The following is a 24,646-nucleotide window of genomic DNA, read 5'->3' on the forward strand; positions in this document are numbered from 1 at the left end:
CGAGGCGAAGTACGGGCCATCTGAGTCCGCCAACTCTTCGCAGCCTTTTGCGACCACGTTGTGAGAGGACCTCCAGTGTCTCCGCCTACAGAGTGCCAGGCGGCTCCGCGAAAAACAGCTGCCCGAGCCGGACAGGCCGCAAGCGCGTGCACGAGAGCACGCGAAGTAGCATAAAGGCGGCAGCGAGCCCCCTACCTCCCCTCGCGGGTCTCCACACCGTGACCCGCATCGCGGTGTCGTCACCCAGGCCCCCCGGGCTCACCCCGCACATGATGGGTGACGCGGAGCGAAAGGAGAGGATCTTCGCTCGGCAGCAGTCCATCGACAACCATCGGCCCCGGCCAGACGACAGTCCCGCCCCTGTGTTGCCTGCCGGGCCGCCACCCTGGGAGGGTCTGTCGTACCTCAGTGGTGAAATGACAGGTGTGTAAGTTAGGAGAGGTGACGGACGTGGCGACAGACGCCCCCACGGGGCGCGGCGATCTTGAGTCCCGGCGCTCAGTTGAGGCCCGGAGGCCGCGTACGCGACGCGGGGTGAAGCAGCCGCGCATCCAGGCGATCCCAGTCGCCAAGATCCGCCCCGAGGATGGTCTGGGACGTAAACGCGACCGAGAAGGTCACCGCGAGTTGCGCCAGTCCATCGAGCAGTTCGGCGTGCTCACCCCGGTGACCGTCCGGGTCGCACCGGACGGTTCCGGCGATTATCTCCTGATCAAGGGCCAGGGCCGGACGCTGGCTTGCCGCCTCCTGGGCATCGAGAAAATCCCAGCGATAGTGGTGGACGCCGAGTTCGGCGAGTACGAAAAGGTCCAGCAGTTTCTCGTCGAGAACGTGGCCCGGCTGCGGATGCGTCCCATCGACCGGGCAGTGCTCATCGCCCGGGCCCGTCAGGATGGTGAGGAAACGGCCAGCGTGGCCAAGCGCTTCGGCGTCACCCCCGCGACGGTCCGGAGGCTGGAGAGCCAGCTCGAGGGCGCCAGCAACCGTGAGGTGGCCGCCCTACAGGATGGCAACCTCAACTTGGCACTGCACGCGGTGATCGCGAGGTACATGGGTCCCGACGAGCGGTCGGACGCCGTTAGTGCCATCGCTGGATTCAAGCTGAAGACGAGGGAGCTCGAAGTGCTGTTCGAGGCGCTCGGCTGGAAGGACCTGGTACATCTGGGGCCGGAGCACAGTTTGGCTCGATTGAAGTTGTTGGCTTGGGCCTGCGCCACGCTGCACCGGCTGCCGGCCGGATCCATCGAAGCTCGGCTGGGTCAGCTGGGCGCGGAGCTGCCGATTGAATTCGGCGGCCCGGCCCCGCGACGGGCGGTGGCGAGTTGAAGCTTGTTGCACTGCGACCGGACGAGCTGAGCCTCAGCGACGAGCTTCGGCGATCGGGGAGTTCAAAGCAGTTCGAAGATCGGCTAAGGGCGTCCATCGAGGAGATCGGACTGGCCGAGCCGCTGAAGGTGGCGCACCTCCCAACCGGCAATTACCTGGTGGTTGACGGCACCATGCGGCTGCGTGCCATTCAGGCAATCCGACAGGACTACCCGGAGCGGTTCGAGACCGTGCCGGCCTATCTCACCGACTACGAACGTCGGTTCGAGATCCGATACCAGACGGACATCTACCAGGACCTACTACCCAGCCAACTAGCGTCACTTGTTGAGCACCTGCACCAGTCCGCGCGGGTGAAAAAGACCGACATTGCACGCTACCTTGGAGTGTCGCCGGCAACGCTCCGTAACTACACCGGGTTGTGGCGGCTCGTACAGCGTGGCGGCCTGTTTGCCAGGATCGTCGAGCTTATGGACGCGGAGGTCTTCCCGGCCTCCAACCCGTACGCTTGGCTGCGGCTGACGGCCGGCGGACTGGAGCACGTGCTGACGCAGAGCTTCTGCGAAAACGGCGAGACTCCGGACGAATGGATCGACCGCATGATTGTGGCGGCCCGGCACGGCAGCGTGCAGAGGGTACCTACGGCCGTGGTGGAGTCCGCGACCGGCGATCTAAACCCTGAGCACTATCGGGAAGTCGAAGACCTGCGGCTCGTCAAGAAGGATCTGGGGCTGCGGCGGGCCATGAACCTGACGCTGCCGGAGATGCCAGAGCCGAAGGCTCCTGAGCCGGAGATCGCTGAGCCTGCGCAATACGGGCCTGCCGCGCCAGCCAAGGCGCAGCCTCGGCGCAGCACAGTGGCGGCACGACGACACCTGTCCCGGGTAGCCCGTGAGTCGCCCGAACTGGTTCTACAAGCAGCGGCCCGTTCCCTAGCGGAGTACCTGACATGACCACTGCATCCTTGGACTGGTCTGAAGACGCATTCTTCGAGGCACCTGAGGCCAAACCACTCGATGGTGGCACCACCTCTCGGGGCCACCTGTGGCACACCGCGCCCCAACGATGGGGCCACTCGATGCACACCATGTGTTCATACCACGGCATGTTCCCAGCCAAGCTGGCGCACTACTTTATCCAGCGCTATACCCGGCCTGGGGACGTTGTACTCGACCCTTTCAGCGGCCGCGGCACCGTGGCACTGCAGACCCGAGCTGAGGGCCGGCGGTCGATCAGCAATGACCTCAGCCCGCTGGCCTACATTCTGACGCATGCCAAGGCGAAGGCCCCAGAGTACAAGATTGTGCTGGAGCACCTAGGGCAGATAGAGAAGCGTTACCGGCAGTTCAAGGCCCAGCCGGTGACGGTTTCTCCCGACATCGAGATGCTTTACCATCCCACAACCTTGCGGCAGCTGGTTTTCCTTCGCGAGGAGCTACATCGTAAGCCGTTCACCCAGTGGACCGCTGCAGAGACAGTGATCGCGGGTTCCCTGGCAGGCATCATGCATGGCTCATTCCGTCGCGACGGCACGTCGCAGTACCTGAGCATTAGCATGCCCAACACGTTCAGCATGTCGCCCTCCTATGTGGAGAAGTTCATCCGCGAGAAGGGGCTGGTGAAGCCGCCCCAGGATGTGTTCGAACGTCTGCGCGAGAAGCTGGCCCGTGTCTACCTGGACGCGGTAGATGGACCTGAGGGCCAGGTGTTTCATGAGGACGCTGCCCAACTCATGTTGAGCGACAGCATTCAAGCCAGAAGCGTGGACCTTGTGGTGACGTCACCGCCATATCTACAGGTCGTCAATTACGGTACGGCGAACTGGATTCGGCTGTGGCTTTTGGGAGTTGAGGAAGTGGGCCGAGAACGGGGCGCCGGACGTCGCAACCTCGACAAGACGCTCGATCACCGCCACACCTACGACTCGTACCGCGAGTTCATGACGCGGACCATCCAGGGCATAGAACGAGTCCTTAAGCCGAACGGCGTGGCTGCGATTGTTATTGGTGATGTAGCCAATCCCGGCAAGGAGGCCATCCAGCTGGCAAGCAAGATTTGGGCAGACGTCAGCAGTGAGACGACGCTGAGGTTGGTCGAGACCATTGACGACTTCATCGATATTGACAAGAAGGTAAGTCGGATCTGGAAGGACACTAAGGGGCAGGCCACGGCATGTGACTCGGTGCTCGTACTGACACACGCCAAAGGTAAGCCCTGGGACGGCCCGGAAGATATCGACTGGGACGAGCCTTACAAGGACGGCGGCCCTGACGCTGCTCATCAGCGTGTGAGCGCAGGTCGTCACCGACACCAGTAAACGAGGAGATCTGCCCAGCGAAAAACGCGAAGAGTCGGCGGCCCCGCGACGGGAAAAGCACTGCTTGGGCGCTGATAATGGGACCTTGGCGTCGGGCAGCGGCCCGCACTGCGTGGGGATCTGGCCGCCGTTCAGACCGCCACGTCAAGCGGATCTTGACACACGGACGGACGTTGCGGAACAGACTGAGTCGGCTCTCGTGTCGCGGACCGCGCCCCCGACGGACACCGCCACCGTGGCGCAGTTGACCTAACCTCGCCCGCCGCGGACCCGGCTCCCGGGGTCTAATCTCGCCCTCGGCGGTCACCCCTCCCCTCCAGGTGAGCAGTTGACCTAACCTTGATCGGCTGCGAGCCGGCTCCTGGACGACCGGCACGCCGCCCGCGCGGACACCGCCCCCAGGCCTGGGGCTTGCCACGCGGCCGGGTGCCTCCCTGCGCCGCGCGGGCTCGTGGCCGCGCGGCTCGGCCGGCTGCCGGCCCGCGCATACATTCGTCAACAGTCTGTCAATCTGCTGCGGCCCGGTCGGGCTCTCCGCTCCCGCGCCAGCCGCCGGGCGCTGGCGTGGTCCGGCCCTGTCGCAACGCAGAGGGGCCGGGCCGCGCGCCCTGGCGGCGGCGCGTGCGGCCCGCTTGTCGGGCCGCCTTGAAGACGTACAGAAACTTTGAACCACTTCGCCGGCAGTCCGGCCGCTGGCTTCACTCCGGTGATTGCGTGGCTGCGTCACGGGAGTGCTCACGCCAGGGACTCCCGCCAGCCTGGACGAGACGCCGCACCATCCGACGAGCCTCGTCCTCAGTGTCGAACTCCCAGCGGAGCACCCTGCCCGTCTCGGGGAGTCGCCCGCCCTGGCGATGACGTGCCACCGCACCTCCCTCGCAAGCCACACGTCACGTCGGGTCAGTCGTCCCCACACGCCGTTCCACCAACGCGTGACCAGCTCCTTCACCACGTGAGCATCGTACATATGTTCGATAGATGGAAGTGAGAAGCGGCGCGGGAGTGAGGAATGCCAGAATGGTGGGCGTGGGAGCTGGCCCAGACACAACCGCGGAGTGGTGGACGACCTCCGACGTGGCCGCGTACCTCGGGGTCAAGGTGGCAACCGTATCCAACTACCGGAAGCGGGGCCAGATGCCCGAGCCCGACGCGACCGTCGGTCGCACCCACATGTGGCGCCCGAGCCGCGTCGTGTCCTGGCACGAGAACCGACCGCGTCCCGGAGTCGGCGGTCGCCCCAGTCCGGTCAGCACAGGCGTGAGTGAACCCGATGTCAGCTCGGGCTAAGGGTCCGCACCTCGTCCAAGTACGACAGGACCTCCGGCTCGTTGGGGTACCGCTCCCGCAATAAGGTCGCCAACTCCCTGGAGCACATCAGGAGAGACGGCAACGACTTGCGGTCACCCTCCAAGGCCCGACGTCCTTCAGCGACCGCTAGCTCAAGGTCGCCTGATCGGGCAGCGACTACCCCGAGCGTGACCCGCGCTTCCGCTATCCGCATCGGCTTACGCTCGGTTCCATCCGGGTCCGCCGACGAGCGAATCACTTGCCCGGCGTACATCTCCGCTAGGCGATCCTCGCCTGCCAGCCGGTAGCAATCCATGGCGTAGAAGTCGAACTTTGCCGGGTCCACGACGAAGTGGTGATCCGTGTTCTCGGGATACGGCAGCGAATCAAGCAGCGTCCGGCCCTTGTCTAGCGCCATCTCAACTTGCCGTCTGTCACCGAGTCGGGCCCACGCCTTGGCACGCTGGGCGGCGAGCTGCACGGCAGCACTGCTGCTGGCCGCGATCGACTCGCCGGCCTCCGCCGCAGCGATGACACCTCGATAGTCGCCCTGTGTCAGCGCGTACCAGGCTCGCATCTCGTAAGCCCATCCGGAGACAGCAGCGTTTCCCGCCTCCTCGCCGAGCGTCAACGCCGCCTTGCGCGTTCCCTCAGCAATGCGGCGTAGCCCCATGTCGTATTCGACGCAGCCAACGAGCAACGCGACCCATCCCGCAAGGCTCAGCACCTCCTGGTGCTGCGCGAGGGTAAGCCGGCGATCCATCAGCGCAGTGATTCGGCGCAGCCACGCTCGCCCCTCGACCCGGAGCTGCTCGGACGACATGTACGGGTACTCGCTGCAAAGCCGGTCGGCGGTGATACGCAGCGCTTCCAACGTTGCGTTCGATACGTCTGAAGTCCGTAGACGAGCGAGGATTTCCACCGTTTCCATGCCGGTGCCGGCGATCAGTTCAGCATCAGCGTCATGCCGAACGGTCGGCGGAAAGAAGGCGGCCGTGACAGTCCCAAAGGTCTTCGCGATCAGCGACCTGTAAAAGCTGTCAGGCTCCGAGCTGCCGGCCTCCCACCTTTTCCAGTTCCGCAGGAGCGTGCTATCCGCCGGCAGTTGCTCGCTGGCATGGGCTCGCATCGCGCGGACAGCCTCGCCCTGCGACCAGCCCCGCGCGGTGCGTTCAGCCCTGAGGCGCGATGCCCAGGCTGGTCGATCGAGGTCAGCAGCAACGTCAGCCATACAGCCAGTATCGCCCGGACACAGGGGACATGGCGAGGGGACTTTGCCCTGTCACCGCAGTGACACCTGTCGTTCTATCGCACTCAAGGTCATCGTTGTGGGTGTCAGCGGAACGCCGAAAGAAAGACGGCGACAGTCTGGCGTAGTACCAACTCAGTTGGTACTTTGATTTGGAGGCAGTCATCCAACAAGGGATGCGCCTAGACACAGGAGGTTCGTTGTGAAGCTGTACGTGGACACCCAGAGCAAGCAGGTCCAGGTGACGAAGGACCCGGAGCCGAAGAACGACCAGAACGGCAACCAGCGGTCGGAGAAGAACACTGGCCGGCTCATGTGGTCGACCCAGGTCTTCGTGCTCGACGAGACTGGCGGCGAGATCATCACCATCACCACGGCGGGTGAGAAGCCGGGCGTGACGGTGGGACAGCTCGTCGCTGTCGAGCAGTTGGAGGCTATTCCGTGGGCGACCAACGGGCGTAACGGCGTCGCGTTCCGTGCGATCACGCTGAAGCCGAAGGCTGGTAACTCGGCGGCTAAGTAGGTCCTCGATCACCGTGCTGTGTTCGCCACCGGTGTCCGTGGCAATCGAAGCGGCTGAGGTCCGCTGATCAACAAGTGAAGGAAGCAGTCCGAGGGCGGCTCTGGCGTCCAACGTTCTCGGCCTGGTGACCACGATCGGTGGTCACATCCCGTAAGAGCTGGCGCGGGGTCGGTACTGGCGTCCAAACCTGCCGACCCCGTGCCCTCCACTCATCCAACCCAATGTGCTTGGGAGGACTCGTCGTGTCCAAGTCTAGCCCCCGCCGGTTCGCCGGCAGGTCAACCGGAACGGTGACGGTCATCGAGGCCAAAGTCCACCGTTCCTCCGCACGCAACGCCAAGATGGCGTTCATCCTCACGGCGGTCATCGTCGGCCTTCTCTCGGCTGTGGTGGCCGCTTCCTACTGGCACCCCATCGTGTCCCTGATCGTCGGCGCGCTGATCGGCGTTCCCACCGGTGCCGCCGTGTGGCTGCTCGTCCGCGTGTGGCCGGTTATCCGGCTGCTGTGGTGGTGGAGCCTCGAAACGCTCCTCGCTGTCGTGCTGCTCACCGCGTGGGTGCAGCTGGCAAACCACACCCCGACCCTGGTGACCCTGCTCGTGGTCGCCCTGGTCGTCGGCGTCCCCGCCGCCATCCGCCCGGTCCGCCGCCAGGTCAAAGCCTGGGGATGGTGCCTCGTGGTGAGGCACCGGCTGCGCGTGTGCTTCGCGCAGTTCATCATCGCCAACCAGTCCGGCTCCCTGCCACTGATCCTCTGGGCCAAGCCCACCCCGGTCGGCGAACGCGTCTGGGTCTACCTGCGCCCCGGCCTGTCCGCCAAGGACCTGGAAGGCCGCCTCGACAAGATCGCGGTCACCTGCCACGCCTCCACCGTGCTCATCGAGCGCGCTTCGGAGAACAACGCCGCCTACCTGCGGTTCGACATCAAACGCCGCGAGGTGCTGACCGCCCACGTCGGCTCCCCGCTGGTCGACGTCATCGACCCGACCGCACCCGTCTCGGCATCGCCGCTGACGGTCCCCACCGCCCTGGACCTGCCAGACGTCGACGCTCCGACGATCACCCTCCCAACCCAGGGCAAGCCCGCCGGCAAGAAGCCGGCCACCACCGCCAACGGCAGCAAGCCCGCGGCTTCCTCGTCGTCCGTGCCGGACGACGACACCTCCGACTGGATCTGACCCAACCCAACCCGGGACGCGAGGAGCCATGACGGCTCGTTCGTGTGGCTCCTCGCGCCCACCACTCGCCCAAGGAGGGCACCTGATGACCACCACGATTCCCACCCCCGCCGATGCGGTTCCGGTGGGTGCTGGCCTGTCGATGTTCGACCCGATCTTCATCGGGATCGACGAGTTCGGCCAACCCGTCTACCTCGACGTCATCTACCGCAACCTGCTCACCGCAGGCGAACCCGGCGGCGGCAAGTCCGGCCTCATCAACAACATCTGCGGCCACGCCGCCCTGTGCGACAACACCCGCCTCGTCCTCTTCGACGCCAAACTCGTCGAACTCGGCCCCTGGCGCGACCTCGCCGACGCCTTCATCGGCCCCGACATCGACCAGGGCATCGACGTCCTCCGTCGCCTCCTGGTCGTCGCCACCAACCGCTACGCCTGGCTCCTGGCCAACCGGCGCCGCAAGCTCGCCGACGGCGACGGCATGTCCGTCATCGTCACCATCATCGACGAACTCGCCATGTTCTCCACGGTGCTCGGCACCAAGCAGCAACAGGAGGAATTCTCCACCCTCCTGCGAGGGCTCGTCTCCCTCGGCCGGGCCTGCGGCATGCCCGTCGTCGCTGCGACTCAGCGACCGTCGTGGGACATCATCCCCGCCAGCCTGCGGGACCTGTTCGGCTACCGGGCCGCGTTCCGCTGCACCTCGCTGAACAGCTCCAACATCATTCTCGGTCAGGGCTGGGCCGAGCAGGGCTACACCGCCTCCGACATCTCGCCCACCAACCAGGGCGCGGCCTACCTCCTCGCCGAAGGTGGCGTTCCCCGCCGCATCAAGGCCGCCTACCTCACCGATACCGACATCTACAACATCGCCGACTACGCCGCCTGGACCCGCCGCCCCAACGGCACCAGCACCAGCGCAACGGCGGTCAACCCGACCGAGTGGGAGATGGCGGCATGACCACCCGCGAACGCGCCTACGCCAAGGCCAACAACCAGCGGGCCGCCCAGTTCACCGAGCTGTGGATCACCGGCAGTCCCGAGGACATCGCCGCCATGGTCCAGGCCGTCGCCCGCAGCGGGCGACTCGTCTACCTCTCCGCACCCACCCAGATGCCGGGTGACGACAACCGGCACCGCCGCTACCTGCGGCTACGCGCCCGCTAACCGGCCGACAGGACCAGTCAACGCCTGCCAGCAACCGCTGGTCCTGCCGACCTCCACCGACCGCCCCCGAAAGGACGTGGTTGCCATGAAGGCTACCCAAAACCCACCTCCCGCAGCAGAGGTCACACCTGCTGACCTGCTGCGGATGGCTGCCCTCTACCTGCGCCGGCACGGCTGGACCCAAGGCAGCTACTACGACATCTACGAGACCGCCGACTACCTCACCCCGCCTGCCTGCGCCGCCGGGGCTATCGGCATCGCCTGCGCCGGACACCGCGTGGAGCACTTCTCCCAGCTCGACCCCGACGCCCTCGCCGACTACCTCGCCGCCGTTGGCGTGTTCGTCGATTACCTCGACACCACCGCACCGGTGTTCTTCGTCGACGAGGACGGCTACCTGCTCGACGAGCACACCTCCCCCTACTCGTGGAACGACGACCCGGCCCGCACCGCCGAGCAGGTCATCACCGCCCTTGAGGCGGCTGCCACCGAATGGGACTCCCTCCGCAACGCGGAAGGGGAGACGCGATGAACACCGTCAAGAAGCCCTTGACGCCCGTTCCGCGCCAGCGGCGTCGGGACGTCGTCGAGAACGACCAGTTCGCCAGCTTCGCTCGGCGCATCATCCGCGCCCACGGCCGCCGCGTCGCCACCGGAGACGTCGAAGCCCTCCGCGACCTCATCGCACTGTCGTCCGTCATCGACGACGCCATCGGGGAAGCCGTGATCGGGCTGCGGGCCTTCGGCTACTCCTGGGCCGAAATCGGCTCCCGCCTCGGCATCTCCCGCCAAGCCGCCCAACAGCGCTGGGGCGGTGACAAGCCATGACCGACCTACGCCGCGTCGACCTCGACAACCTGGCCGAGCGCACCGGTATCCGGGTCGAGTTCTACGACCCGCTCGGCACCCGCTACGGGTTCCCCACCTTCCCCTACCACTGCGCCCCCACCGGCCTGGCCACCCTGCGGCAACTCCGCGCCGCCGGCCTACGCCCCGGAGGACACGACCCGGTCGCCCAAATCTATTGGCGACACCGCACCAACCGGCGGGTCGCCTACCTCTACCGCACCGACCTCGCCGCGCCCAAGCGCACCGCCACGCCTGCGCAGCGGGAGGCCATCGCCAAAGCCCTCCTCGCCCGCCGCACCTGCCGGCACTGCGGGCAGGTCAAGCCCTACTACATCCCCCGCCGCTACGGCTGCTGCCTCGACTGCCACGGAGGCCACTAATGACCACCACCCCGGCCAGCGCCGGCACCCGCTTGGAAGGCCTGGTCCTGGTCCTCATCCTCATCGTCGTCGGCGGCTCCGCCGGGGCCGCCTCGTTCACCCACGTCCACGACTGGACCATGGCCAACAGCCCCGACAACACCCCGGGATGGTTCGGCTGGGCCAACGCCGTCATCTCCGAACTCGTCCCCATCGCCGCCCTCCTCACCATCCGTCGACGCCGCCGGGTTGGCGCTCCCATCGGCTACCCGATGGTCCTGCTCATCGCCGCCGCCGGCCTCTCCCTCGCCGCCCAACTCGCCGTTGCCAAACCCGGACCGTCCGGGTGGCTCCTCTCGGCTGTTCCCGCGCTGGCGTTCATGGCCCTGGTCAAACTCGTCCTCGCCCCCGCACCCACCACGCAACCCATGACGGCTCCCTCCGAGCCGGGGCAGCCGATCCGCGTTCAGGTGGCCGAGCAGGTCACCACCGAACCGACACCACCGGCGGCCATCACCCCGGCACCCGAGCCAACCTCGGCCGTTCAGCCGGACCCCGTCAGCGTGCCGGCCTCGGAGCCGGTCGACGTCCCCGCGCACCTGTGCCTACCGCCCGTTTCGCGGCCGTGCAGCACGAACAAGCCACCGGTCAACCCATCACCCCTGTCGAGCTGGCCGACCGCCTCGACATCAGCCCGGCCGTTGCCGGGAAGCTCCTGACCAGCATCGGCGGTGTCCGATGACCATCGTCTTGGTCGACATCGAGCAGGTCACCCACACCTGCCCCGCCCACGAAGACGCCCACCCGTTCGACATCCGCCGAACCCTCGTCGACGTCATCCCCGGCGGACCCTGCCGTGCACCGGTCACCATCCGCTGCGGCGACACCACCGCCACCATTGCGTGCCGCAGGCACGAACCGGCCAAGCGCCAGTGCGGCGCCTGCCGGGTCATCGTCACCGAACACACCATCACCACCCGCCACCTCACCGAGGTACGCGGCTGATGGCCTCGACGCTGGACCTCACACCCCGAACCGTCTTGGCCCGGGGTGTGGGCTCGAACGCCGATACCATCCCCGTCTACGACTACACCGCCACCGGTTCCGCCTTCACCCGCGCCACCCAACCCGACTACTTCGGGTGGCTGGAACACGTCCGCGCCGCCGCCGGCTGCACCCGCCCCATCCGCCTCGCCGGCCAACTCCTCACCATCGAACAGAGCACCGGCCGGGTCCTCGACCAGCGGCACACCGACGCCATGCCCGACGCGGCGATCTACACCGCCTGCGGCAACCGCCGCGCCACCGTCTGCCCCGCCTGCGCCCACACCTACCAACGCGACGCGTTCCAACTCCTCCGCGCCGGCCTCATCGGCGGCAAAGGCGTCCCCGAGACGGTCACCTCCCATCCGGCGGTGTTCGCCACCTTCACTGCACCGTCGTTCGGGACCGTGCACACCCGGGCGGTCAAGCGGCACACCTGCGGCAACCGCAAACGCTGCGACTGCCGGGCCGACCCGTGCCACGCCCGCCGCGCCACCGACCCCACCGCCGGCCTCTGCCCCCACGGCCGACCGGCCGTCTGCTGGGCGCGACACGAAACCGGGGACCAGGTGCTCGGGCAGCCGCTGTGCCTGGACTGCTACGACCACACCCACCAAGTCGTCTGGAACCTCTTCTCCGGCGAACTATGGCACCGCACCAAGCAAGCCGCGGAACGATGGCTCGCCAAACTCGCCCGCCGCCGGGGAATCCCTCGCGTCTCCGTCGTCACCGCCTCCGGCAACATCCGCAAGGTTCCGCCGGTCCGGCTGTCGCACGGCAAGGTGGCCGAGTTCCAGGCACGCGGCGCAGTGCACTTCCACGCCCTGGTGCGCCTCGACGGCGTCCACCCCGACGACTCGACCGCCGTCATCCCACCACCCGCCGGGTTCACCGTCGCCGACCTGGATGACGCGATCCGGGCCGCCGTCGAGCAGGTCGCCTTCACCACTCCCACGCATCCCGACCAGCCGGGCGGCTGGCCTATCGCATGGGGTGACCCGGGCAAGGGCCTCGACATCCGACCCATCAGCCTCACCGGAGGCGGCGAGGTCACTGACAGCATGGTCGCGGGCTACCTTGCCAAGTACGCCACCAAAAGCACCGAGGTAACCGGGCACCGTTCCGTCAGGCTCGACGCCGACAGCATCGGCGACTACGCCGACCCCGACGGCGACCACACCGCCCGCCTCATCAACGCCTGCTGGCACACCGGCCGACCCACCGGAACACCCGTACCGCTGTCCCAGCGGCCCCGGGACCACCGGCCCGCACCCGGCTTCGTCGACCGCTGGGAATGCCCCGGCTGCGGCACCCACACCCGCTACGCCGCCTGCCCCGTCTGCGTCGCCCAGCGTCAAGCCGCCCTTGACACCCAACCGGCGAAACCAGCGACCGGCAACCCTTACACCCGGCTGCGCCGCTGGGCGCACATGCTCGGCTTCGGCGGCCACTTCCTCACCAAAGCCCGCCGCTACTCCGTCACCTTCCAACTCCTGCGCGACACTCGCGTCACCTACCGACGGCATGAGCACCAGGACCAGGCCGACGAGCAGCCCGGCACCCTCCGCGCCGTCGACCACCTCGACGAAGACGACACGACACTCATCGTCGGCACCCTCACCTTCGCCGGCGTCGGCTGGCACACCACCGGAGACGCACTCCTCGCCAACACCGCCGCCGCCATGGCACGCGAACGACGAACCACCGGCCGCGAAGAACTCGCCCACGAACTCGGCACCACCCCGGCCGGCACCGCGTCGGCCGCTGCCTGACCCCGACAGACCTGAGGAGGTCACCCGTCATGAGCACCACCGCCCGACCCAGCCCGGTTGTTCGGCTCGTCCCTCGCACCGGGGCAGGCCTCGTCGAGCCGGTCACCTACACCGTCCGGGAAGTCGCCAAGCTGCTCGGCCTCTCGCTCGGGAGCACCTACGCCCTCGTCCGGGACGGAACGATCCCCGCGACCCGCCTCGGCGGTCGCTGGCTCATCCCGCGCACCCGGTTTCACGCCTGGCTCGACGGCGTCACCGAACAACCCGCCGCCACCGGCACCGAGCACGGCCGGAGGCACTGATGGGCTTCGTTCGCAAGACCCCGGCTGGCACCCTTCCGCGCCTGCTGGCGTGACCCTGCCGGCGGGCAGAAGTCCAAGAGCTTTCGCACGAAGCGGGAGGCCAATGCCTTCCTGACGGAGGTCGAGAGCGGCCTGAACCGGGGCACCTACGTCAACCCGCACGCCGGTCGTACCCGCTTCGGTGAGTTCGCTCAGCAGTGGCTCGCCACCCGAGTCGTCGAGGCGCGTACCAGCGAGCGGACCGTCTCCATGCTCCGCACGCACGTCCTGCCGAAGTGGGGTGACTGGCCGCTCGGGAAGGTCGACTTCATGTCGGTGCAGGAGTGGGTTACCGGCCTGGGTCGGGATCTCGCCCCCGCCACCGTGGCCAAGTGCTACCAACTGCTGTCGATGATCCTCCGCACGGCAGTTCAGGCCCGGCTGATCGCCACCAACCCCGCCGAAGGGGTGAAGCTGCCGCGCGATCGGTCCCGCGACGTCAGGCCGATCACGATCAGTCGGGAGGACTTCCGACGCCGGCTGCTGCCCGCCGTCCCGCCTCGGCACCGGGCAATCGTCTCGACCGCTGCCGGGGCCGGGCTTCGCTGGGGTGAGTGCGCCGGGCTGACGTGGTCGTCGGTCGACCTCGACCGGGCATCGCTACGCGTAGTCCAAGTGGCCGAGGAAACCCACGGCGGGATCGTGCTGCGCCCGTACCCGAAGAGTCGCGCCGGGGTGCGGACCGTGCCGCTGCCCGGCTTCCTCCTGGCCGCGCTCCGCGAGCTGCACACCGCCGCCGACGATCCGGACCCACGCACCCTGGTCTTCCGCGACCGGGTTGGGCGCCCGCTGCGCCGGTCGAACTTCCGGCGTCGGATCTGGCTGCCATCGCTCGTCCGCGCCGGTCTGCTCGGCCAGATCGCCAACACCGGTCCGCACCGGTACCGCGCTACGTGGCCCGATCGGGAGGGCATCGAGTGGTCGGCTGAGTTCACCACCGAACGGGAGGCCGTCGCCTGCGTCGCGGCCAAGGCTGTCGGCGGGATGCGGTTCCATGATCTGCGGCACGCCTACGCCACCTGGCTGGTCACCGACGGCGTCCCGATCAACCTGGTGCAGCGGGTCATGGGCCACGAGCAGGCGTCGACCACGCTCAACCGGTACACCCACACCCCGGACGACTACGCCGCCCGCGTCCTGGAGGCGTTCGACGGCTCTGCTGCCTCTCTGCTGCCTCCGGCCGCAGAAACGCCGCCCGTGGACGGGCTGGACGGGCCGGAGGACGACTTGTGAGCTGTGGTGGAGCGTTTCCAGCAGAAAGGGACGACCCCCGTCGGGGGGAGACGGGGGTCGTCGGAGGTTCGGCTCCGGGGGGGTCGAGCCGAACCACTCAGCGGTCACGGGGGGTGCAACCGCTGAGGGTCTGCCTGTTTCGAGGATGTGAAAGCTCGTCGTACGGACAAGTCTGCCTGAGCGGGCCCGTCACGTCGAGTGGTGCTGCCTCCACTCACTGCGAAAATCTCCTCGCAGAGTGTGAGCGTGATCACGCGGAGCGGAGAGCCCGCAGGTCTGTGGGGTGGCATGACCCCGGGCACCCGCCGACGATAGACCATCCGGCTAGACTTTCGCGCCGTGGGCCGAAGTGCCGCTTTCTTCGATCTGGACAAGACCGTCATCGCCAAGTCGAGCGCCCTGGCGTTCGGTCGGCCGTTCTACCGGGATGGGCTGATAACCCGGCGTGACGTGGTCAAGTCGGCGTACGCGCAGCTGATGTTCCGGCTGGGCGGCACCGACGAGCAGACCATGGCCCGAACACGGGACTACCTGGCTGCGCTCTGCAAGGGCTGGCAGGTGGAGCAGGTTCGCCAGATCGTCGCGGAGACGCTGCACGAGCTGATCAACCCCTACGTGTACGCCGAAGCCGCCGCCCTGATCGAGGAGCACCAGGCGGCTGGGCGGGACGTGGTGCTGGTGTCGGCGTCCGGCGAGGAGATGGTCCGGCCGATCGGCGAGCTGCTCGGGGTGACCGACGTGATCGCCACTCGGATGACGGTGCGGGACGGCCGGTACAGCGGCGAGGTCGAGTTCTACGCGGCCGGCCCGAGCAAGGTCGAGGCGGTCAGCGAGTTGGCCGCCGCCCGGGGCTACGACCTGGCTGATTCGTACGCCTACTCCGACTCGTACAGCGATCGCCCGTTGCTGGAGTGCGTGGGCCACCCGAGTGTGGTCAACCCGGACCGGCAGCTACGCAAGTTGGCCTCGGAGAACGCGTGGCCGGTGCTGGAGTTCCGGCACCCGATTCCGCTGGGCCGGCGACTGCGGGAACGTCCCGCGGTCCCGGTGGCCGCGGCGGCCCTGGGGGTCGGGGTGGGCGTGGCCATCGGCATCGCCTGGTACGGCCGGCACCGCCGCACCCGAGCCGCCACCACCGCCTGACCATCCTCAACCCGTCCAGCCGCTCAGGCGGCGGCGAGGATCTCGTCTCCGATGGCGGTGAGCTGGTCGGTGCCGACCTCGACGGCGGCCATGTAGTGGCGTAGCCAGGAGCGCAGCCCGTCCGGGGTGCCGGTGGCGAAGGCACCGGCTGCGCCGACGTACTCGGGCTCCCGCTCGCGGTGCCCCACGTCGACGGGGAGCAGGCCACGCGGGTCGAGGCCACTGGCGAGCAGCACCAGCCGGGCGGCCCCGCGGGCCACCACGCCGGACGGCCCGGCGAACGGGCGCAGGTTCAGCAACTCCCCGTGTACGACGGCGGCGAGCACCAGCGGGGAGACCTTCGTGCCGCCGGCGACGAGGCCGGCCAGCCCGTCCAGCCGGGTGGCGACCACGGGGTCGGCGACCGGGCGGCCCAGCTCGGCCTCTGACACGAGGTCCCGGGCGGCGAGCACGTGCAGTTTCGCGAGCGCCTGGCGGGGGGCCTTCGGCCACAGCTCGCTCAGGCCCGGCAGCGCTCCGGCGACCCGCAGCGCCCCCTGGAGCACCGGGTCGGTGACGGTGCCGGCCCGGACCGCCTCGCGCTCGTGCCCGGCCCCTTCGAGGGCCGCGCTGGCCACCGCGGAGCGGAGGCTGACCTCGGCGGCGACCTGTCCACCGTGCCGGCGCAGCGCCCGGTGCCCGAGCGCCTGGTCGAACCGCGCGCGGGCCTGCTCGACGGCGGCGGAGATGTCGGCGAGCGCGAGCAGCGGGGCGAGCGGGTCGGTGGTCACCCCGCCACGCTAACGACCCGGCCCGGCGCGGCGGGCCGCACCCGCCCGCAACGCGACCCGGACCACCCGACCCGGGGGGCGAACCGGCGGGACGGGCCGCCGGGCGCGCGGCGGGGGCCACTCGGCGCGACGCAGTGGGCAGCCGTGGCCGGTAGCAGGCCCCGCGACTACCCTCGTGCCATCGAGACCCAGGTCACCCCGAGGATGAGGAGTCACGGCATGAGCGAGGCATTGGCCAATCTGCTGAACGAGACGCGCCAGTTCCCCCCGCCGGCCGAACTCGCCGCGCACGCCAACGTCACCATCGACGCGTACGCCGAGGCGGAGGCCGACCGGCTGGCCTTCTGGGCGAAGCAGGCCGATCGGCTGGCCTGGTCGAAGAAGTGGGATGAGGTGCTCGACTGGTCGAACCCGCCGTTCGCGAAGTGGTTCGTGGGTGGGCAGCTCAACGTCGCGTACAACTGCCTGGACCGGCACGTCGAGGCGGGCCGGGGCGACAAGGTGGCGATCCACTGGGAGGGCGAGCCGGGCGACACCCGCACCATCACGTACGCGGACCTGCACGAGCTGACCTGCCGGGCGGCGAACGCGCTCACCGACCTGGGGGTGACCGCCGGCGACCGGGTGGCGATCTACCTGCCGATGATCCCGGAGGCGGCGGTTGCCATGTTGGCGTGCGCCCGGATCGGCGCCGCGCACAGTGTGGTCTTCGGTGGCTTCTCCGCCGACTCGTTGAGCAACCGGATCCAGGACGCCAGCGCCAAGGTGGTGATCACCGCGGATGGTGGTTACCGGCGGGGCAAGCCGTCGGCGTTGAAGCCCACTGTGGACGAGGCGGTGGCGAACTCCCCGTCGGTGGAGCACGTCCTCGTGGTCCGCCGCACCGGCGAGGACGTGGCGTGGTCGGAGAAGGACCACTGGTGGCACGAGACGGTGGAGACCGCGTCGGCCGAGCACACCGCGCAGCCGTTCGACGCCGAGCACCCGCTGTTCATCCTCTACACCAGCGGCACCACGGCCCGCCCGAAGGGCATCCTGCACACCACCGGCGGTTACCTCACCCAGGCGTCGTACACGACGCACGCGGTGTTCGACCTGAAGCCGGAGACGGACGTCTACTGGTGCACTGCCGACATCGGCTGGGTCACCGGGCACTCCTACATCGTGTACGGCCCGCTCTCCAACGGCGCCACCCAGGTGATGTACGAGGGCACCCCGGACACGCCGCACAAGGGCCGGTTCTGGGAGATCATCGACAAGTACGGGGTGAGCATCCTCTACACCGCTCCCACCCTGATCCGGACGATGATGAAGTGGGGCGACGACATCCCGGCGGGCTTCGACCTGTCGTCGCTGCGCCTGTTGGGGAGCGTCGGCGAGCCGATCAACCCGGAGGCCTGGATGTGGTACCGGGAGCACATCGGCCGGGGCGAGCTGCCGGTGGTGGACACCTGGTGGCAGACCGAGACGGGCGCGATCATGATCTCGCCGTTGCCGGGGGTGACGGCGGCCAAGCCGGGTTCGGCGATGACGCCGCTGCCGGGCATCGTGGCCGACGTGGTGGACGACCAGGGCCAGTCGGTGCCGAACGGTGGTGGCGGCTACCTGGTGCTGCGCGAGCCGTGGCCGTCGATGCTGCGCACCATCTGGGGTGACGACGACCGGTTCATCGACACGTACTGGTCGCGTTTCCAGGGCATGTACTTCGCCGGCGACGGTGCGAAGAAGGACGACGACGGGCACATCTGGCTGCTCGGCCGGGTGGACGACGTGATGCTGGTGTCCGGGCACAACATCTCGACGACCGAGGTGGAGTCGGCGCTGGTGTCGCACCCGTCGGTGGCCGAGGCGGCGGTGGTCGGCGCGACCGACCCGACCACCGGTCAGGCGATCGTCGCGTTCGCCATTCCGCGGGGCAGCACTGACATCGCCGGTGAGGCGGGCGAGCAGCTCATCGCCGACCTGCGCAACCACGTGTCGAAGACGCTCGGCCCGATCGCCAAGCCGCGGCAGATCATGCTGGTGCCGGAGCTGCCGAAGACCCGCTCCGGCAAGATCATGCGCCGGTTGCTGCGGGACGTGGCGGAGAACCGGTCGCTGGGCGACGTGACCACGTTGCAGGACTCCTCGGTGATGGACCTGATCTCCTCGGGGATGAGCGGTACGAAGTCCGACGAGGACTGACGGTAGGCGTACTCATTGGAGGGTGGCGGTCCGTGCGGACCGCCACCCTCCGTCGTGTCTTACGGGTACGGTTTGCGCCGCCCCGCCACTGTCACATCGGTCGGTCGGGGGAGTCGGGAGAAGCTGAACGGGCACAGGCGTGGGCCACCGCTGTCCTTTCGGCCGGTTGTGCTTTAGGTTCACGCAGGTTGGAAGAGTTCGACACGCATCACATCGATGGTCGACCACGCCAACGTCCTCCTCCCCATGCCCGAGAAACGGAGCGGCATGAACCACAAACCGCAGTCCAGGGCGCGGCGACGTCTACTCGTCGCACTGCCCGCCATCGCCCTCGCGGCCACCTCACTGACCGTGAGTGGCAGCGCGGCGGCCCAGTCGCCGTCCGGCACCCCTCTGGCGGTGATCGGCGCCGACGAGCACTACATCAACTACGCCGAGCCCGAGGTGCAGCCGGACACCACCGGCCGTGAGGTGAAGGGCAAGGGTGGCATCTACACCCCTGCCGCGGAGTCCGCGCGAGCGTTCGACCAGAAGCACGCTCGGGGCAACCCGGTGACCGCACGGCAGTTGGCCAAGGACGAGGCCAAGTCGCTGAAGACGGGTCAGAACCCCCGCAAGTTCAAGAAGGCCCCGACCACCCAGACGGCGAAGCTGCTGACGCTGCTGGTGGAGTTCAACGACAAGGCCAACGACGACTTCACCGGCGTCATGGTCCCCAAGACGGTGTTCGAGGACCGCACCTGCGTCCCCGGCACGGTCCAGAACGGCCCGAAGCACAACAAGATCCCGGACCCGGCGCGCCTGCCCCACGAGGACAACAACTCGATGTGGGTGCCGGACTTCTCCCCGCAGCACTACAACAAGATGCTCTACAGCAAGAAGGGCATCACCGAGCGGGTCCGCACGGACCTGAAGGGCCCGGACGGCAAGAAGGGCATCGACCTGTCCGGTCGCACCATGCACAACATGTACCTGGAGATGTCCAAGAACGCGTACACGGTGGACGGGCAGGCCAGCCCGTGGATCACAGTGCCGCACTCGGAGGGCTGGTACGCGGCCAACCGCTGCTTCCAGGACGAGACCGGCGCGTGGGTTCCCGGCCGTGAGCAGTCGATGAACGGCCACCCGGACAACCCGGCCGGCGCGGGCCGCCTGGCGACCGACGCGATCGACGCGCTCGTCGCGAAGGACCCGGACTTCCCGTGGGCCGACTACGACATCGAGGACCAGGCCGACCGCGACGGTGACGGCAACGTCTTCGAGCCGGACGGCGTGATCGACCACCTCGTGCTGGTGCACGCCGGCCAGGGCAAGTCCCGCGGCGGCGGCGCCGAGGGCGTGTACGCCGTGTGGGCGCACTCCTCCACGGTCGCCGGTGGTTACACCATCCCGGGCACCAACCTGAAGGCGTCGAACTACATCGTGCAGCCGGAGGACGCCGGCGTCGGCGTCTTCGCCCACGAGTTCGGCCACGACCTGGGTCTGCCGGACCTCTACGACACGTCCGGCAACGCCGACTCCGACGTGGACTTCTGGGACCTGATGGCCTCGGGCTCGCACTCGGGTGAGATCTTCCAGGCGCTGCCGACGCACATGGGCATCTGGGACAAGTGGGTGCTCGGTTGGGCCGACCCGCTGACCATCCGCCCCGGGTCGAACCCGCGCGAGGTGAAGCTCGGCCAGACGTCACGCACCCCGATCGACTCCGAGGACGGCATCAAGGTCGACCTGCCGGACAAGGTGACGACGCTGGCGACCCCGCACAGCGGCACGAAGATGTGGCACAGCAACAACGACCAGGAGTGGGCCGACGTCAAGCTGAGCCGCTCGGTCGACGTGCCGGCGGCTGCCGACTCGAAGTTCTGGATGTGGAACAACTACATCATCGAGGAGGACTGGGACTACGGCTTCGTGGAGCTCTCCACCGACGGCGGTACGACCTGGACCGAGCAGAAGGTGTACGACGAGGGCGGCACGGTGGTCACCACGCCGGACGGCTACCCGGACCCCAACGGCCGCATGAACGACTTCGGCGGCAAGAAGTACGGCCTGACCGGCAGCACCGACGGCTGGCGGCACGACTACGTCGACCTGTCGGCGTACGCCGGCACGACGGTCCAGGTGCGGCTGCGCCTGGCCACCGACGAGGCGTTCGAGGAGCGCAACTGGTTCGTCGACGACTTCTCGGTCACCGGCGGCGGCGCCACCACCTGGAGCGACGACGTCGAGGGCGGCGCCAACGGCTGGACGGCCAACGGCGGCACCTTCGTCGACACCACCGGTGGCGGCTGGAAGGTCTCCAGCGGCACCGAGGTGCACGCCCAGTACTACCTGGCGGAGTGGCGCAACTTCGACGGCTTCGACAAGGGCCTGCAGTACGCCTATGACACCATCTACTCGCACGAGGCGTGGAAGGTCGACCGGATCTCCTACAACGCGCCGGGCATGCTGGTCTGGTACCGGGACACCGCGCTCGGCGACGTCAACCACGTCACCGGGCAGATGACCTCGCTGCCCAGCTACGGCGCGAAGGGCGGGTTGCTCATCGTCGACTCGCACTTCGACCCGTTGCGGCGCACCGGCGAGGCGGCCGTGAAGGACCCGTCGGTGACGGACAACCTGCCGAGCCGCCCGCAGTCCTCGAACGCGGCCTTCACGCTGAACCGGACGTACCCGTTCACCGAGTGCCTGGAGGCGGCGGACGAGCCGTACAGCGCGTACTGCACGAAGTTCAAGGGGCTCCCGCCGGTGAAGGCGTTCACCGACGCCAAGGGCTACTACCCGGGCATCGAGATGCGTGATGGCGCTGCCTACGCCCGGGACAACGACGCGTCGGTGGTCCTGCCGTCGCGTAACAACGCGCCGTACACCACCCGGGTCACCAACCCGGACGGCAGCCCGGCGCCGGAGTTCTACGGCGTGACCCTGGGCGGTGGCGCGATCGTGCTGGGCACCGGAAACCCCGGCGACCAGGGCGTGAACTACGGCGTCTCGCTGACGATCAAGAAGGCTGCCGGGGACAACTCGTCAGCCATGATCTACGTGACTCCGGCGAAGAAGTAACGGTTTCACGGATCGAGAACTGACTGTGGGGCCGGTGGCGGAGACGCTGCCGGCCCCACTGTCGTAAGTGCGCTCAGCTTGATCGAAAAATGTCGTTGTATACGTTCGCGTCCGGGCTCGCGCTGGTCAGCACGGCTGATGAACCGGCGGGGTGTGACGGTGAAAAGCATTCCCAACAAAATCTTGCAACAAATCGACGCGAGGTTCTTCCCACCCGTCCCGCCAGTAACTATGTTCACCAATGGTCCCACTAGTGGGATCGATCTCCCACCGGCCCGTACCCCCGTTGGGCCGGTTCCCTCAAACCGGAGGTACCACGTGCGCAAAGTCGCAGTGGGTCTGCTCGGGCTCTCACTGACGGCGACAGGCCTGGCTTTCGGCCCGTCCGCCTCGGCGGCGCCTCAGCCCAAACTGCCGGCAGCAGCACCGGCCGCTGCCGAACCGCAGTCACTGCAGGATGAGCTCCCCGACAAGCTCGAGGAGAAGCGCCGCGCGCTGCGTCAGCAGGGTCTCAGCGACGTGCTGACCGGTCGGAGCAAGCCGATCGAGCGCAACGGAAGCACGGTTGTCAAGGTCGGCGAGGTCGGCAAGGCGGGCGGAACGGGCGCCAACGCTCGCGCACGCGCCGGCGCCGGCGCGCAGACCAGGGACCAGTACGTCGAGCTCAAGCGTGAGCGGACCGACAAGATCTTCGTGATCCTGGCCGAGTTCGGTGACGAGCGGCACCCGTCCTACCCGGACAAGGACATGAACCCGGATGTCGCCGGCCCGGCGACGTTCGAGGGGCCGCTGCACAACAAGATCCCCGAGCCCAACCGGGCCGTGGACAACTCCACCATCTGGCAGCCGGACTTCAGCCCGGAGCACTTCCGCCAGCTCTACTTCGGCACCAACCCGGGCGACGAGTCGCTCAAGCAGTACTACGAGGCGCAGTCCTCGGGTCGCTACACCGTCGAGGGTGAGGTGACCGACTGGGTCAAGGTCCGGTACAACGAGGCCCGCTACGGTCGCTCCGACGACCCGAAGGCCGACGACGACCCGACCGGCGACCCCGCCGTCTGCGCCGACTCCGTCTGCCCGAGCACCTGGAACCTGATCCGCGACGCCGCCAACCAGTGGGTCGCCGACCAGAAGGCCAAGGGCCGGACGGACGCCCAGATCGCCACCGAGATGAAGTCCTTCGACCAGTGGGACCGCTTCGACTACGACGGTGACGGCGACTTCAACGAGTCGGACGGCTACATCGACCACTTCCAGATCGTCCACTCCGGCGGCGACCAGGCCGACGGTGACCCGCAGCAGGGTGAGGACGCCATCTGGAGCCACCGTTGGTCGGCCTTCAACAGCTCGCCCGTCGGCCCGCCGAACTTCCCGATCGGCGGCACCGAGATCGGCAACACCGGCGTCTGGATCCGCGACTACACGATCCAGCCGGAAAACGGCGGCCGCAGCGTCTTCTACCACGAGTACGGCCACGACCTGGGCCTGCCGGACGACTACGGCCCGGCGGACAACAGCAACGAGCACTGGACCCTGATGGCCCAGAGCCGGCTCGGCGCCAAGAACGACGCCGGCATCGGCGACCGTGGCGGCGACCTCGGGGCATGGAACAAGTTCCAGCTCGGCTGGCTCGACTACGAGGTGGTCGTGGCGGGGCAGAAGCGCACGTTGGAGCTCGGCCCGCAGGAGTACAACTCGAAGAAGGCACAGGCCGTCGTGGTCGTGCTGCCGAAGCGGGAGTACACCTTCGACTACGGTGCGCCGTTCGAGGGCTCGAAGCAGTACTTCTCCGGTAACAAGGACAACCTCGACGGCACCATGACGAGGACGTTCGACCTCACCGGCAAGTCCGCGGCGGCGCTGTCGCTCAAGGGCAAGTACAGCATCGAGGAGACCTACGACTACCTCTACTTCGAGGCGTCGACCGACGGTGGTCAGACCTGGACCGACCTGGACGGCACCGTCAACGGCCAGCCGATCGGCGTCGACGGCGCCGGCCGCCCGGCCCTCGACGGCAGCAGCAACGGCGCCTGGGCGGACATCAACATTCCGCTGAACTCGCTGGCCGGCAAGGTGGCGCAGGTCCGCCTGCACTACGTCACCGACGGTGGCGTGTCCGAGGGCGGCTTCTTCGGTGACGCGATCACCGTGACCGCCGACGGCCAGACCGTGCTCAGCGACGGCGCCGAGACCGACGCGGGTTGGGCGCTCGACGAGTGGGAGGTCGTCGGTGCCACGTACACCGACGAGTTCGACAACTTCTACATCGCCGGCAACCGCTCGTACGTCTCGTACGACAAGTACCTGAAGACCGGCCCGTACTTCTTCGGCTACGCGAACACCCGCCCGGACTGGGTGGACCACTACGCGTACCAGGAGGGCCTGCTCATCTCGTACTGGAACACCCGCTGGGACGACAACAACACCGCCCCGGCATCCCCGACCAACCCGGGTGGTCACCCCGGTGAGGGTCGCAACCTGTACATCGACGCGCACCCGCGCCCGATCTACAACCTGACCGGGGCTCCGTGGCGGGCCCGCGTCCAGGTGTACGACGCACCGTTCAGCCTGAACAAGGCCGACTCGTTCACCCTGCACCTCAACAGCCAGCCGCAGTACATCCGTGGCCAGGCTGCTGAGCCGCTGTTCGACGACACCAAGAAGTACTTCTACGAGGAGCTGCCGAACCACGGCGTCAAGCTCCCCGCGACCGGTGTCAAGATCAAGGTTCTGGAGCAGGACGGCACCGCGATGAAGATCCGGGTCAGCTGACCACTGATCCCGCACCAACCAGCGACGCCCCGGGCAGGTCATCTGCCCGGGGCGTCGCCCTTTGTGCGC

The 24,646-nt window shown here is 68.0% G+C and carries 22 protein-coding genes; 20 read left to right on the forward strand and 2 right to left on the reverse strand.

What is annotated here, in order from left to right:
* Positions 1–534: 534 nt before the first annotated feature.
* The 4 genes from KBX08_RS14435 (at position 535) to KBX08_RS34890 (ending at position 4,930) form a co-directional block, all read left to right on the forward strand.
* The gene (locus tag KBX08_RS14435; RefSeq protein ID WP_210784000.1) at positions 535–1,326 is read left to right on the forward strand and encodes a ParB/RepB/Spo0J family partition protein; all 792 of its coding nucleotides are present in this window, start codon (positions 535–537) and stop codon (positions 1,324–1,326) included.
* Positions 1,323–2,279, forward strand: coding sequence for a ParB N-terminal domain-containing protein (locus tag KBX08_RS14440; RefSeq protein ID WP_210784001.1), 957 nt, complete (start codon positions 1,323–1,325; stop codon positions 2,277–2,279). Before KBX08_RS14435 ends, KBX08_RS14440 begins: the two co-directional genes overlap by 4 nt.
* Entirely contained in the window at positions 2,276–3,643 is a 1,368-nt protein-coding gene (locus tag KBX08_RS14445) for a DNA methyltransferase (protein ID WP_210784002.1), read from the forward strand. Before KBX08_RS14440 ends, KBX08_RS14445 begins: the two co-directional genes overlap by 4 nt.
* A gap of 1,017 nt (positions 3,644–4,660) precedes the next feature.
* Complete coding sequence (locus KBX08_RS34890) at positions 4,661–4,930, forward strand: helix-turn-helix transcriptional regulator (RefSeq protein WP_374101942.1); 270 nt, start codon at positions 4,661–4,663, stop codon at positions 4,928–4,930.
* On the opposite strand, the gene KBX08_RS14455 is transcribed toward KBX08_RS34890, so the two are convergent.
* Positions 4,917–6,161 carry an XRE family transcriptional regulator gene (locus tag KBX08_RS14455; RefSeq protein WP_247669393.1) on the reverse strand — a complete coding sequence of 415 codons (1,245 nt, stop codon included), beginning with the start codon at positions 6,159–6,161 and terminating at the stop codon, positions 4,917–4,919. The genes KBX08_RS34890 and KBX08_RS14455 overlap by 14 nt on opposite strands.
* 220 nt (positions 6,162–6,381) lie before the next feature.
* Between KBX08_RS14455 and KBX08_RS14460 the strand changes: the two genes are divergently transcribed.
* The 13 genes from KBX08_RS14460 to KBX08_RS14520 all read left to right on the forward strand — a co-directional run bounded on the left by KBX08_RS14460 (position 6,382) and on the right by KBX08_RS14520 (position 15,788).
* The gene (locus KBX08_RS14460) at positions 6,382–6,702 is read left to right on the forward strand and encodes a hypothetical protein (protein WP_112681382.1); all 321 of its coding nucleotides are present in this window, start codon (positions 6,382–6,384) and stop codon (positions 6,700–6,702) included.
* A 290-nt stretch (positions 6,703–6,992) separates the two neighbouring features.
* Positions 6,993–7,880 carry a hypothetical protein gene (locus KBX08_RS14465; RefSeq protein WP_210784028.1) on the forward strand — a complete coding sequence of 296 codons (888 nt, stop codon included), beginning with the start codon at positions 6,993–6,995 and terminating at the stop codon, positions 7,878–7,880.
* Positions 7,881–7,965: 85 nt separating this feature from the next.
* Complete coding sequence (locus KBX08_RS14470; protein ID WP_210784004.1) at positions 7,966–8,841, forward strand: FtsK/SpoIIIE domain-containing protein; 876 nt, start codon at positions 7,966–7,968, stop codon at positions 8,839–8,841.
* Entirely contained in the window at positions 8,838–9,047 is a 210-nt protein-coding gene (locus tag KBX08_RS14475; RefSeq protein WP_210784005.1) for a hypothetical protein, read from the forward strand. The genes KBX08_RS14470 and KBX08_RS14475 overlap by 4 nt, the downstream gene beginning before the upstream one ends.
* Positions 9,048–9,132: 85 nt before the next feature.
* Positions 9,133–9,579 carry a hypothetical protein gene (locus tag KBX08_RS14480; protein ID WP_210784006.1) on the forward strand — a complete coding sequence of 149 codons (447 nt, stop codon included), beginning with the start codon at positions 9,133–9,135 and terminating at the stop codon, positions 9,577–9,579.
* Positions 9,576–9,875 carry a hypothetical protein gene (locus KBX08_RS14485; protein ID WP_210784007.1) on the forward strand — a complete coding sequence of 100 codons (300 nt, stop codon included), beginning with the start codon at positions 9,576–9,578 and terminating at the stop codon, positions 9,873–9,875. Before KBX08_RS14480 ends, KBX08_RS14485 begins: the two co-directional genes overlap by 4 nt.
* Positions 9,872–10,276 (forward strand): RRQRL motif-containing zinc-binding protein, encoded by a 405-nt coding sequence (locus KBX08_RS14490; protein ID WP_210784008.1) that lies wholly within the window; start codon positions 9,872–9,874, stop codon positions 10,274–10,276. The genes KBX08_RS14485 and KBX08_RS14490 overlap by 4 nt, the downstream gene beginning before the upstream one ends.
* Entirely contained in the window at positions 10,276–10,974 is a 699-nt protein-coding gene (locus tag KBX08_RS14495) for a hypothetical protein (RefSeq protein ID WP_247669394.1), read from the forward strand. The genes KBX08_RS14490 and KBX08_RS14495 overlap by 1 nt, the downstream gene beginning before the upstream one ends.
* 19 nt (positions 10,975–10,993) lie before the next feature.
* Positions 10,994–11,260 (forward strand): hypothetical protein, encoded by a 267-nt coding sequence (locus tag KBX08_RS14500; RefSeq protein WP_210784009.1) that lies wholly within the window; start codon positions 10,994–10,996, stop codon positions 11,258–11,260.
* Positions 11,260–13,071, forward strand: a complete 1,812-nt coding sequence (locus KBX08_RS14505) for a replication initiator (RefSeq protein ID WP_210784010.1) — start codon at positions 11,260–11,262, stop codon at positions 13,069–13,071. Before KBX08_RS14500 ends, KBX08_RS14505 begins: the two co-directional genes overlap by 1 nt.
* Before the next feature lie 29 nt (positions 13,072–13,100).
* Positions 13,101–13,373, forward strand: coding sequence for a helix-turn-helix domain-containing protein (locus KBX08_RS14510; RefSeq protein WP_210784011.1), 273 nt, complete (start codon positions 13,101–13,103; stop codon positions 13,371–13,373).
* A gap of 132 nt (positions 13,374–13,505) precedes the next feature.
* Positions 13,506–14,645 (forward strand): tyrosine-type recombinase/integrase, encoded by a 1,140-nt coding sequence (locus KBX08_RS14515; protein ID WP_374101943.1) that lies wholly within the window; start codon positions 13,506–13,508, stop codon positions 14,643–14,645.
* A gap of 339 nt (positions 14,646–14,984) precedes the next feature.
* The gene (locus tag KBX08_RS14520; protein ID WP_210784012.1) at positions 14,985–15,788 is read left to right on the forward strand and encodes an HAD family phosphatase; all 804 of its coding nucleotides are present in this window, start codon (positions 14,985–14,987) and stop codon (positions 15,786–15,788) included.
* A 23-nt stretch (positions 15,789–15,811) separates the two neighbouring features.
* Here the strand turns inward: KBX08_RS14520 and KBX08_RS14525 are convergent, their stop codons facing one another.
* Entirely contained in the window at positions 15,812–16,558 is a 747-nt protein-coding gene (locus KBX08_RS14525) for an oxidoreductase (protein WP_210784013.1), read from the reverse strand.
* 219 nt (positions 16,559–16,777) lie between these two features.
* Here KBX08_RS14525 and acs point away from each other — a divergent pair, with 219 nt between their 5' ends.
* The 3 genes from acs to KBX08_RS14540 all read left to right on the forward strand — a co-directional run bounded on the left by acs (position 16,778) and on the right by KBX08_RS14540 (position 24,577).
* Positions 16,778–18,742: an acetate--CoA ligase gene (gene acs, locus KBX08_RS14530; protein ID WP_210784014.1), complete on the forward strand. Its 1,965-nt coding sequence runs from the start codon at positions 16,778–16,780 to the stop codon at positions 18,740–18,742.
* Between the two features lie 267 nt (positions 18,743–19,009).
* A complete protein-coding gene (locus KBX08_RS14535) occupies positions 19,010–21,805 on the forward strand; it encodes an immune inhibitor A domain-containing protein (protein WP_247669396.1) in 2,796 nt (931 codons plus the stop codon).
* A 333-nt stretch (positions 21,806–22,138) separates the two neighbouring features.
* Entirely contained in the window at positions 22,139–24,577 is a 2,439-nt protein-coding gene (locus KBX08_RS14540) for an immune inhibitor A domain-containing protein (RefSeq protein WP_210784029.1), read from the forward strand.
* The last annotated feature ends 69 nt before the right edge of the window (positions 24,578–24,646 follow it).

Source organism: Micromonospora sp. H61 (assembly GCF_018070325.1).
GTDB classification, from domain to species: Bacteria; Actinomycetota; Actinomycetes; order Mycobacteriales; family Micromonosporaceae; genus Micromonospora; species Micromonospora salmantinae.

What these genes read in the sequence shown, in the direction of transcription:
- KBX08_RS14445 (WP_210784002.1), top strand. Translation starts at nt 2,276, where the DNA reads ATGACCACTGCATCCTTGGACTGGTCTGAAGACGCATTCTTCGAGGCA.
- KBX08_RS34890 (WP_374101942.1), top strand. Translation starts at nt 4,661, where the DNA reads ATGGTGGGCGTGGGAGCTGGCCCAGACACAACCGCGGAGTGGTGGACG.
- KBX08_RS14455 (WP_247669393.1), bottom strand. Translation starts at nt 6,161, where the DNA reads ATGGCTGACGTTGCTGCTGACCTCGATCGACCAGCCTGGGCATCGCGC.
- KBX08_RS14470 (WP_210784004.1), top strand. Translation starts at nt 7,966, where the DNA reads ATGACCACCACGATTCCCACCCCCGCCGATGCGGTTCCGGTGGGTGCT.
- KBX08_RS14475 (WP_210784005.1), top strand. Translation starts at nt 8,838, where the DNA reads ATGACCACCCGCGAACGCGCCTACGCCAAGGCCAACAACCAGCGGGCC.
- KBX08_RS14480 (WP_210784006.1), top strand. Translation starts at nt 9,133, where the DNA reads ATGAAGGCTACCCAAAACCCACCTCCCGCAGCAGAGGTCACACCTGCT.
- KBX08_RS14485 (WP_210784007.1), top strand. Translation starts at nt 9,576, where the DNA reads ATGAACACCGTCAAGAAGCCCTTGACGCCCGTTCCGCGCCAGCGGCGT.
- KBX08_RS14490 (WP_210784008.1), top strand. Translation starts at nt 9,872, where the DNA reads ATGACCGACCTACGCCGCGTCGACCTCGACAACCTGGCCGAGCGCACC.
- KBX08_RS14495 (WP_247669394.1), top strand. Translation starts at nt 10,276, where the DNA reads ATGACCACCACCCCGGCCAGCGCCGGCACCCGCTTGGAAGGCCTGGTC.
- KBX08_RS14500 (WP_210784009.1), top strand. Translation starts at nt 10,994, where the DNA reads ATGACCATCGTCTTGGTCGACATCGAGCAGGTCACCCACACCTGCCCC.
- KBX08_RS14505 (WP_210784010.1), top strand. Translation starts at nt 11,260, where the DNA reads ATGGCCTCGACGCTGGACCTCACACCCCGAACCGTCTTGGCCCGGGGT.
- KBX08_RS14510 (WP_210784011.1), top strand. Translation starts at nt 13,101, where the DNA reads ATGAGCACCACCGCCCGACCCAGCCCGGTTGTTCGGCTCGTCCCTCGC.
- acs (WP_210784014.1), top strand. Translation starts at nt 16,778, where the DNA reads ATGAGCGAGGCATTGGCCAATCTGCTGAACGAGACGCGCCAGTTCCCC.
- KBX08_RS14535 (WP_247669396.1), top strand. Translation starts at nt 19,010, where the DNA reads ATGAACCACAAACCGCAGTCCAGGGCGCGGCGACGTCTACTCGTCGCA.